The organism is Enterobacter sp. CM29, from assembly GCF_013179605.1.
GTDB classification, from domain to species: domain Bacteria; phylum Pseudomonadota; class Gammaproteobacteria; order Enterobacterales; family Enterobacteriaceae; genus Enterobacter; species Enterobacter intestinihominis.
This window is the reverse complement of record NZ_JABMCU010000178.1, coordinates 1-9,560: the sequence shown is the minus strand read 5'-3', so window position 1 is coordinate 9,560 and position 9,560 is coordinate 1. Positions and strand designations below refer to the sequence as shown.

The window sequence follows — 9,560 nt, the reverse complement described above, 5'->3', positions numbered from 1 at the left end:
CACTACAGTCAAAACCGGTGCGCGGAGAGGTGCCACCCCAGCGATATGGTTTACCTATTTGCCCCATCAGTTTATTCATCGCCGTTTTTTGCGCTTTCTGCATACGCGCTTTATGCACGTCAGCCAGCTTCGTCACTTTTGCGCATTTCGTTTTATGGCCTTTGCGCACGGTGCATTTATCATTCACCAGGCTGGCGGTCGTGCGAGTGGTTTTGTGCGTGCCGGAACGGAGAGTTTTGGTTTTACTGGAGGCGGTCTTTTTGGTGTGAGCGGTGGTTTTCTTCTTTACTGTTTTGCTGGTGGTTTTTTTCTTACGTTCTGTGGTTTTTGCCAGATGCGTTTTTTGTACAGCAGAATGCCGCGCCTGTTCGGAGGCGTTCGCCGCTGGCGTAAATGAGAGTGTGGTAAACAGTAAAGCACAGAGCGTCATCGAGATTTTAGTTATCCGCGCCACTGGGCAGTCCCCTGATAAGTGCGAGCCAAAATACATACCCGCATGAGATTTACAAAACCAGTCGATTCTAATCCATAAAATCGGAATAAGTTAATAGCATTTTTCATTCAAAAATTGTGTTTCGTTAGCAAGTGCAAAAAAATTCACCATTCTGTCGCACTCTTGTTCGCTCCTTAAGCAAAACCGCACGGCGCGCAGCCTTAAACGTCATTATCAATGCAACTTTACGCGATAGCGGATAAAATAATGAGACGTGACAAAAATGTTATTTTCCGATGTCGGCCTGACCCGCTACAATGTCAGACTGATGCCGTAACAGAAGTTAAAGGAAGCAAGACATGAGCACCACTATTGAAAAAATTCAGCGCCAGATCGCTGAAAACCCGATTCTCCTGTACATGAAAGGTTCTCCGAAGCTGCCAAGCTGCGGCTTCTCCGCGCAAGCGGTTCAGGCGCTGTCCGCCTGTGGTGAGCGTTTTGCTTACGTTGATATCCTGCAAAACCCGGACATCCGCGCTGAGCTGCCAAAATACGCAAACTGGCCGACCTTCCCACAGCTGTGGGTTGACGGTGAACTGGTTGGCGGCTGTGATATTCTGATTGAAATGTATCAGCGCGGCGAACTGCAACAGCTGATCAAAGAGACTGCGGCGAAGTATAAAACCGAAGAGCCGGACGCAGAATAAGTTTTCTGCGGATATAAAAAAGCGACCACATTATGTTGGTCGCTTTTTTTTGTCCTGTGGGGCTGTTGATTACCCAGTCTACGATTGAAGATCGGCCTCGTCGCCCATCGGCAGCGGCCAGCCACCCAGACGTTTCCAGCGGTTGACGATCTCACAGAACAGCTCCGCCGTACGCTCGGTATCGTATAACGCGGAATGCGCCTGGGTGCCGTCAAACGCAATACCCGCCGTGATGCAGGCTTTAGAGAGCACGGTTTGCCCCAGCGCCAGGCCGCTCAGCGCGGCGGTGTCGAAGGTCACAAACGGATGGAATGGATTACGCTTTAGCGAGGCGCGCTCGGCAGCAGCCATGGTGAAGCTGTGATCGAACGTAGCGTTGTGGGCCACCATGATGGCGCGGCTACAGTCATTCTCTTTCATGCCTTTGCGCACCATTTTGAAAATGGCGTGCAGCGCCTCATATTCGCTTACCGCCCCGCGCAGCGGGTTTGTCGGATCGATACCGTTAAAGGCCAGCGCCTCTGGCTGTAAGTTTGCGCCTTCAAAGGGTTCAACGTGGAAATGCAGCGTGGTGTCCGGTACAAGCCAGCCCTGTTCATCCATCTTCAGCGTGATGGCGGCAATTTCAAGCAGCGCATCGGTTTTAGCGTTAAATCCGGCTGTTTCTACATCAATGACAACGGGATAAAAACCACGAAAACGGTCGCACAGACCGGTAAATTGAGCGTTATCGGACATCAGGGTCTCTTACAAGGGGGAAAAAGCAGTGCGCATTATGGCAAATTTTGAGAGGGGATGCAGCAAAACAACGGGCGCATAGTGCGCCCTGCGGGATCAATTGCCCAGACCGCGACCAGCGTCTTTAGCTTCGATCAGTTCGATTTTATACCCGTCCGGATCTTCAACAAACGCAATCACGGTGGTGCCGCCTTTAACCGGACCGGCTTCACGGGTGACGTTACCGCCATTGCTGCGGATACGTTCGCAGGCTTCAGCCGCGTTATCCACTTCCAGCGCGATGTGGCCGTAAGCCGTACCCAGCTCGTAGCTGTCCACGCCCCAGTTGTAGGTCAGCTCGATGACCGCTTCTTCAGATTCCGGGCCGTAACCGACAAACGCCAGAGAGTATTTATATTCCGGATTTTCGCTGGTGCGCAGCAGCTTCATGCCCAGAACGTTAGTGTAGAAATCGATGGAACGTTGCAGGTCGCCAACGCGCAGCATGGTGTGAAGTAGGCGCATAATTTCCTCATTAACCAGTGGAATGGATTATCTTTTTGAACAGAAACGATGTTTTAGTATAGCGGCGAAAGGTCGCCGCTATCAATGTACAAAGCGGGATTACAGTGAAGGGTAGTCGGTATAACCTTCCGCGCCGCCGCCATAGAAGCTTTCAGGGCGCTGCGGGTTCAGTTCGGCTTTCTTCTGCAAACGGGCAACCAGATCCGGGTTAGCAATGTAATCACGGCCAAAGGCCACGGCGTCGATCAGACCTTTACCGATCAGATCCTCGGCTTTCTCTGCCGTATAAGCGCCCGCCCCGATAATCACGCCGTGGAAGCGCTCGCGAACTTTCTGGCGGAAGGCTTCGCTGTAGGGCTTGCCGCCTGCCCAGTCCGGCTCGGACATGTGCAGATACGCGATACCGCGTTTAGCCAGCTCTTCAATCAGATACAGCGCATCCGCTTCTTCGTTCGGACCGTTGTCGACGTTCTGGAAGGTACCAATTGGGGAAACTCGAATACCAATGCGATCTGCGCTCCACTCATTACACACGGCATCTACCACTTCAAGCACCAGACGCGCGCGGTTTTCAACGCTGCCGCCGTACTGGTCGGTACGCTGATTGGAAGACGGTGACAGGAACTGGTGCAGCAGGTAGCCGTGCGCAGAGTGCAGCTCAACCAGGTCGAAGCCCGCTTCACGGGCGTTGGCGACGGCCTGACGGAAATCATTCACGATACCCGGGATCTCGTCCAGCTCAAGCGCGCGTGGCGTGGTGGTGTCGACGCGAATAGCATTACCGTTTTCATCGCGCAGGGAAGTGCGGGTATTCGCATTCAGGGCAGAGGCAGAAACGGGCGCCTGACCGCCAGGCTGGATGCTGCTGTGCGAGATACGACCGGTGTGCCACAGCTGAACCGCAATACGGCCATCTTCAGCATGAACGCCTGCGGTGATTTTTTTCCACGCGGCGATCTGTTCCGGGCTGTGCAGACCCGGCGCACCGGCGTAGCCTTTAGCCTGGGCAGAAATCTGCGTGGCTTCGGAAATAATCAGGCCCGAGCTGGCGCGCTGACGGTAATACTCACCCATCAATGGCGTTGGGATATCTCCCGGCTCGATGCTGCGCAGACGGGTAAGTGGGGCCATAAACACGCGGTTTGGGGCTGTAACGGCACCCACTTTCAGTGGGGTAAATAGCTTTTCAGCGGACATAATGGCTCCTGAGTAGACCAGTCGACTAGTAAAAGGGTAAATAAAAACGCCGGCTACACGCCAGGCGCGGTAATACAGTTTTTCACATGCGCCAGCGCGCTTTCGAGCGGCACGGCGCTGCGAGACATTTTTGCCTGCAGGTTGGCGCCTAACCAGAGGGAATAGAGCACCTGTGCCTGCGTGAGCGGATCGCCGGAGAAGGAGAGCGTTGTTTCATCGCGGCCTTTTTCCAGCGCCTGAGCCAGCAGAGCGATTACGCCGCTGGCCCCTTTATCCATGGCGGTGCGCATATCTTCGGAGAGATCGCACACTTCGGCAGACAGTTTTACCGTCAGGCACCCGCTGATGATGCCCTGCTGACAGAACTGCGTCAGCGTTTCCTGATAGTAGTTCAGAACACGATCCCGGTAGTCACCTTCGCCGCTGGCGAAGTGGGCTGCCAGGCGCTGATGGTAGCTGGCGTAGTGCCGCTCCAGCATGGCTACGCCAAACGCCTCTTTGGATCGAAAATAGTGATAAAACGATCCCTTAGGCACTTCAGCGGTTTTTAATAACTCACTCAGCCCCATACCGGTAAACCCGCGATGCATGCAAAGGCGCTCGCCGGTAGCCAGCAAATGTTCTCGTGTATCGTGTTCTGTATGTCTGCTCATGCTCTTACTCTAATAGACCGTTCGGTCTAATGCAAGCCCGCTTAGCGACGACATTGCGACAAAATATCCAGCTGCGGCTGATAAACCACTGATTTCACGTCCATCATGCCCAGAACCGTGGCAAACAAATTGTCCTGTGAAACTGCCTCTTTTGCAGCATGGTTACGCAGGCAATCCGTGTTTACGCCGAAGTTTTTCGCATAGTCCGGGGAGAGCCAGAACATAAACGGAATATGCGTTTGCTGCTCCGGGGCCAGCATATACGGCGTACCGTGCAGGTAAATTCCGCTTTCGCCCAGCGATTCGCCGTGATCGGAGAGGTAAATGAGCGCTGTGTTCATACTGGCCTGCCGGGCTTTTAGCGCGTCGATGGTTCGGCTGAGCACGCTATCGGTATACAGAATCGAGTTGTCATAGGTATTGATCAGCGACTGATGATCGCAATCCTGAATTTCATTGGTATCGCAGGTTGGGGTGAATTTCCGGAAGCGGTCCGGGTAACGGTTGTAATAAGCCGGACCGTGGCTGCCCATCAGGTGTATCACCAGTACGGTATCCTGCTTTATTCCGTCCAGCACGTTGTCCAGACGGTACAGGTTGACGTCGTCGATACAGGATTTGTCCTTACAGAACTGATCCAGTTTCCACTGGGTCATATCCGTGTGCGGCACGCGGTCACAGGCACCTTTACACCCGCCGTCATTGTCACGCCACAGCAGGTTGAACCCGGCGTGGTTAAGCACATCGAGCAGTCCTTCCTGATGATGGGCGAGGTCCGCGTCATATTTTTTTCGCGTCATGCCGGAGAACATGCAGGGGACGGAAACGGCGGTTTCCGTGCCACAGGAGGAGGCCTGTGGGAAGTTGATGACATCCCGCTTTTTCAGCTCGGGGTTGGTTTCACGGGGGTAACCATTTAACGAATAGTTTGCAGCGCGGGAGGCTTCACCCACCACCAGAACCAGCACGGTTTTCTTACGTTGGCCGGAAATCAGCGCCCCTTTATGGGCATCCTCGCCAATGCGGACCAGCGTCTGGTCGCCGGCAAACCAGCGCATTTTGCTGTACTTCACAACGGCGCTCACGTAGTTCGCCGGAGTGACCATTTTGACGATGCTTTTGTTATTGCGGAACAGCGAAGCATAGTCTTTATAGAACACTGCCGCGACGAGAATGATCACCAGCAGCGCACCCAGTATAGCGGCGAAACGTGTTAGCAGGGCATACCACCATTTTCCGGTTCGAATGCGCGTCAGGGCTAAGATGACGGAAGGGATCAGACCCGCGACGGCCAGCCACAGGATCAGCTGCGGCGTTACCAGGGCTGTCGCTTCCTGGGAGTTAGTCTCAAACACGTTCACAATCATGTTTTGATCGATAACCGCGCCATAGGTGTACATAAACCAGGTCGCGGCGGCGCATCCTATGGTCAGGGCAATCATGAGCGGCTTGCGAATAAAGGGAATATTCAGCAGGCTAAAAACAATGACCCAGCCGCAGAACAGAACCAGCGGCACACTGGCGGCAAAAAGCACGTCGTGCAGACGGGTAGGTGCGATGATTGACCAGCTGTGCTGGATAAACAGCGCATTGAACACGGTGAAGAAAAGCGCACAGGCGAGGGTAAATTTCGTATCGTTACAGTGTAACTTTTTAGTGAGCCACATGATGACCAGACCATTCGTTATATTAATGCGGCGAGTATAAGAAGGGAAGATTAGCGAAACCTTAATGCCCTGTTTGTGACGGACACTCCTTGCATGCAGGCCATTTAGGGTCTTCACTGTAGGGAATAATGACGTTCTGGAGGTAGGTGTGGCAGAGCAACTGGAATTTTTCCCTGTCCAGAGCCCGTGCCGGGGTATTTGCCAGGTTGATGAACGAGGATACTGCCGTGGCTGCATGCGCACACGCGATGAACGTTTTAACTGGCAAAATTTCAGCGACGCGCAAAAGCAGGAGGTCTTACGGCTCTGCCGACAACGTCTGCTGCGCAAAATTCGTGCAAACAAAGCGGTTGAAACCGAAGAACCTCAGCAACCTTCACTGTTTTAGCAGGGTAATTGCGTATACTGGTGACATGACTTCCTTGAGGAAAATGTTATGGTTCAGCGTATTACCCTTGCCCCGCAGGGCCCGGAATTCTCCCGATTCGTTATGGGCTACTGGCGCCTTATGGACTGGAATATGTCTCCGGTCCAGCTGGCGGACTTTATAGAAGAGCATCTCGATCTCGGGATCACCACCGTCGATCACGCTGATATTTATGGCGGCTATCAGTGCGAGGCCGCTTTTGGCGAAGCGCTGAAGCGTGCGCCAGCGCTGCGTGAACGTATGGAGATTGTGACCAAATGCGGTATTGCCACCACAGCAAAACCGGAGCATGCACTTGGGCATTACATCACTGACAGCGCGCATATCGTTAAAAGCGCTGAGCAGTCACTGGTCAACCTGGCCACCGATCGTATCGACCTGCTGCTGATCCACCGTCCCGATCCATTGATGGATGCGGATGAGGTTGCGGAAGCGTTCCTGACGCTACACCAGAGCGGCAAAGTGCGTCATTTTGGCGTGTCTAACTTCACCCCGGCACAGTTTGCGCTATTGCAGTCTCGCCTGCCGTTTACGCTGGCGACGAATCAGGTGGAGATTTCGCCTGTTCATCAGCCGCTGCTGCTGGATGGCACGCTCGACCAATTGCAACAGCTGCGCATCCGTCCAATGGCATGGTCTTGCCTGGGCGGCGGCCGCCTGTTTAACGATGAAGCATTCCAGCCGCTGCGTAACGAGCTTGAAACGGTGGCCCGCGAACTGAATGCGGAGAGTATTGAGCAGGTGGTTTACGCCTGGATCCTGCGCCTGCCGTCTAAACCGCTGCCAATTATCGGCTCCGGCAAAATTGAGCGCGTACGCGCTGCGCTGGTGGCTGAAGAGCTGGATATGTCGCGTCAGCAGTGGTTCCGCATCCGCAAGGCGGCTCTGGGCTACGACGTACCCTGAGTGCGTGGAGTCTGACTTTCCGGTGAAATCTGCGCCTCTGGTATAGACTTAAGGTGCAAAAAATAACCCGTGGAGGTCATATGAAGCGTTTTGCTCTGGCAGTGGTCACGCTGGTTGTTTGCGCAGGAGCGCAGGCAGCCAGCGAAGAAGTTGAAATGAATCTCGTCACTTCTCAGGGGGTAGGCCAGTCCATCGGGACGGTGAAAATCACCGAAACCGATAAAGGGCTGGAATTTGCTCCCGATCTCAAGGCCCTTCCACCCGGTGAACATGGTTTTCACGTTCATGCCAAAGGCAGCTGTCAACCCGCAATGAAAGAGGGGAAACCTTCAGCCGCTGAGGCCGCTGGGGGGCATCTGGATCCGCACAACTCTGGTAAGCATGAAGGCCCGGAAGGTATGGGGCACCTCGGCGATCTGCCGGTGCTGGTGGTGAATAACGACGGTAAAGCCACCGATCCGGTTGTTGCGCCCCGGCTGAAAAAGATTGACGAGGTCAAAGGCAAGGCGCTGATGGTCCATGTGGGCGGCGATAACATGTCCGATCAACCTAAACCGCTTGGCGGCGGCGGGGCGCGCTATGCCTGCGGGGTGATCTGATCGCCAATTGTTCCGGGTGGCGGCGCCTGTTCAAGCTGTGACAGGGAGCAGTGCAGCCGCCAGATAATGGACGCCAGATCGCGGGCCGCAGGCTGATGGTGGTGCGCCAGAGCGTCGCAAATACGCTGAAGCTCGGCGAGCGTGACGCTCAGGGGGCGTTGCTGAACTCCGCGCTCGCTCATCACATCGCGAAGCATGGAAATACAATTATCGCGGACCTGCGAAAGCGGGTCGGAACGCGTCTCCCAGGCACGCAGCTGCCACACCACGTGCGAACAGTTCAGCAGCACCACGCCCCAGCGCAGTAGCCAGCGACGGGAGAGGGAATCCTGGCTGTTGTTCAGCTGGCTGACATGATGGTAAACCAGCGATTCATACTCGCTTTCACGCAGATGCGGGCTGCGACTCAGTTGATCGACAAAACCCCTGCGCAGCTCACGAATATGCCTGCGGCTTTTACGCGCATCCGAGCCCGGGCGTAGCACGGCGAAAGCCAGCCACGCCAGCCCCACGCCGAGGATCTTCGCCAGGTTATCGTTGAGAAAATCAGCGTAATCGTAAATCGGAGGATTCGTTACAGAGATAAATGAGCCCATAAAAACAATCAACTGACCCCACAGACCGGCCAGTTTTGGCATTTGCAGTTTGAGCAACTGCATGGTGGTTAACAGCGGGAACAGAAACAGCAGAAATTGCCAGAGGTCGGTTATCTGCACCATCAAACCAAATTTCACCACGAAGCTGAACAGCGACAGCAGTACCAGCGTACGCAGCAGAAGCGTCAGGGAATTAAACGGGGAAGCGGCGACGGAATAGAGCACGCAGCTGATTGCCGCAAGCGTCAGGGCTGCACTGCCCGCATCCCATTGGGTGGTGATGGCCCATGCGCCCACGGCCGTCAACGCGCAAAACGTACGAAAACCGCTCCACAGCGCCTCCATTGCGTCGGTATGGCGTGCCAGAGCTGGGCTACCGGGAACGGAAAATTCGGTGACGGGCGTGGCATTTTCGACGGCTTTTAACCAGCGGCTGCTGCGCAGATACAGGCGGCAGAAATAGTTCAGACGCTGCCAGAAGGCGCGGTGCCGGTAATCATATTCATCCGTTGGGGTGAGCGGCGCGATAATACGGGCCACGGTATAGATATCGGCATCCGGACGCGCAAGGGCGGCGAGCAGCGCCTCGATAACTTCCCGGGTATGGGCTGGCGGCGCAGGCCAGTTCAGCAACATCCGGCGAAGGCTCGAGATCGCACTCGTCATCCGCAATTGCTGGTGTAGTAAATAGTTCAGGAGCGTGTTCTGGCGACGAAAACGGTAGTGGCTCCAGAAAGCCTGGATGCGCAGCAGATTCATGGTCAGGATCTGGCCGATGACCTTTTCGTGTGCTAGACGGATGTTATCGCTGCTATCAGGCTGCCAGAGCAGGCTGGCATGTTCCAGCAAACGCGCGTGCATCGTTTTAAGGGCGGTGATAAGCGTAGTGCCATCCGAGGTGCTGGGCAGGATCATCATCATGACGCCGCCGCACAGAATGCCGACCATCACTTCACATACGCGTGCCTGGGCGATGTCCCATAGCTCGGTGGTATCCAGCACGTTGACGACCGGAAAGGCGATAATGGCTGCAGTGTAACCTGCCAGTTGAAACGCGTACGCAACGTTGTTGGTAAAATGGGCGCAGGCCCAGGTGCACAGCCCCAGCCATGCCGACATGCTTAACAGAAAGA

10 protein-coding genes and 1 pseudogene are annotated in these 9,560 nt (G+C 54.9%); 4 read left to right on the top strand and 7 right to left on the bottom strand.

Annotated elements, in window-relative coordinates:
* Nucleotides 1–454, bottom strand: a pseudogene (locus HP459_RS18295) (C40 family peptidase); the annotation flags it as partial.
* A 338-nt stretch (nucleotides 455–792) separates the two neighbouring features.
* Between HP459_RS18295 and grxD the strand changes: the two are divergent.
* Nucleotides 793–1,140, top strand: a complete 348-nt coding sequence (gene grxD, locus HP459_RS18290) for a monothiol glutaredoxin 4 (RefSeq protein WP_003832760.1) — start codon at nucleotides 793–795, stop codon at nucleotides 1,138–1,140.
* Nucleotides 1,141–1,218: 78 nt separating this feature from the next.
* Here the strand turns inward: grxD and rnt are convergent, their stop codons facing one another.
* From rnt to eptA, 5 genes are all read right to left on the bottom strand, one after another.
* On the bottom strand, nucleotides 1,219–1,878 hold the full coding sequence (rnt, locus tag HP459_RS18285; RefSeq protein ID WP_003857625.1) for a ribonuclease T: 660 nt from the start codon (nucleotides 1,876–1,878) through the stop codon (nucleotides 1,219–1,221).
* Between the two features lie 96 nt (nucleotides 1,879–1,974).
* Complete coding sequence (gene gloA, locus HP459_RS18280; protein WP_022647898.1) at nucleotides 1,975–2,382, bottom strand: lactoylglutathione lyase; 408 nt, start codon at nucleotides 2,380–2,382, stop codon at nucleotides 1,975–1,977.
* A 99-nt stretch (nucleotides 2,383–2,481) separates the two neighbouring features.
* On the bottom strand, nucleotides 2,482–3,579 hold the full coding sequence (locus HP459_RS18275) for an alkene reductase (RefSeq protein ID WP_023299948.1): 1,098 nt from the start codon (nucleotides 3,577–3,579) through the stop codon (nucleotides 2,482–2,484).
* A 53-nt stretch (nucleotides 3,580–3,632) separates the two neighbouring features.
* Nucleotides 3,633–4,232: a TetR/AcrR family transcriptional regulator gene (locus HP459_RS18270; protein WP_022647900.1), complete on the bottom strand. Its 600-nt coding sequence runs from the start codon at nucleotides 4,230–4,232 to the stop codon at nucleotides 3,633–3,635.
* A 41-nt stretch (nucleotides 4,233–4,273) separates the two neighbouring features.
* Nucleotides 4,274–5,899, bottom strand: a complete 1,626-nt coding sequence (gene eptA, locus HP459_RS18265) for a phosphoethanolamine transferase EptA (protein ID WP_171936605.1) — start codon at nucleotides 5,897–5,899, stop codon at nucleotides 4,274–4,276.
* A 148-nt stretch (nucleotides 5,900–6,047) separates the two neighbouring features.
* Here eptA and HP459_RS18260 point away from each other — a divergent pair, with 148 nt between their 5' ends.
* From HP459_RS18260 to sodC, 3 genes are all read left to right on the top strand, one after another.
* A complete protein-coding gene (locus HP459_RS18260; RefSeq protein ID WP_023299951.1) occupies nucleotides 6,048–6,287 on the top strand; it encodes a DUF1289 domain-containing protein in 240 nt (79 codons plus the stop codon).
* Between the two features lie 48 nt (nucleotides 6,288–6,335).
* Nucleotides 6,336–7,232 (top strand): aldo/keto reductase family oxidoreductase, encoded by an 897-nt coding sequence (locus HP459_RS18255; RefSeq protein WP_023299952.1) that lies wholly within the window; start codon nucleotides 6,336–6,338, stop codon nucleotides 7,230–7,232.
* 80 nt (nucleotides 7,233–7,312) lie between these two features.
* Nucleotides 7,313–7,831, top strand: a complete 519-nt coding sequence (gene sodC / locus HP459_RS18250; RefSeq protein ID WP_022647904.1) for a superoxide dismutase [Cu-Zn] SodC — start codon at nucleotides 7,313–7,315, stop codon at nucleotides 7,829–7,831.
* Here sodC and HP459_RS18245 read toward each other — a convergent pair.
* On the bottom strand, nucleotides 7,810–9,560 hold a 1,751-nt coding region (locus HP459_RS18245), incomplete at its 5' end, for an FUSC family protein (RefSeq protein WP_171936604.1). The two genes, sodC and HP459_RS18245, sit on opposite strands and share 22 nt — an antisense overlap.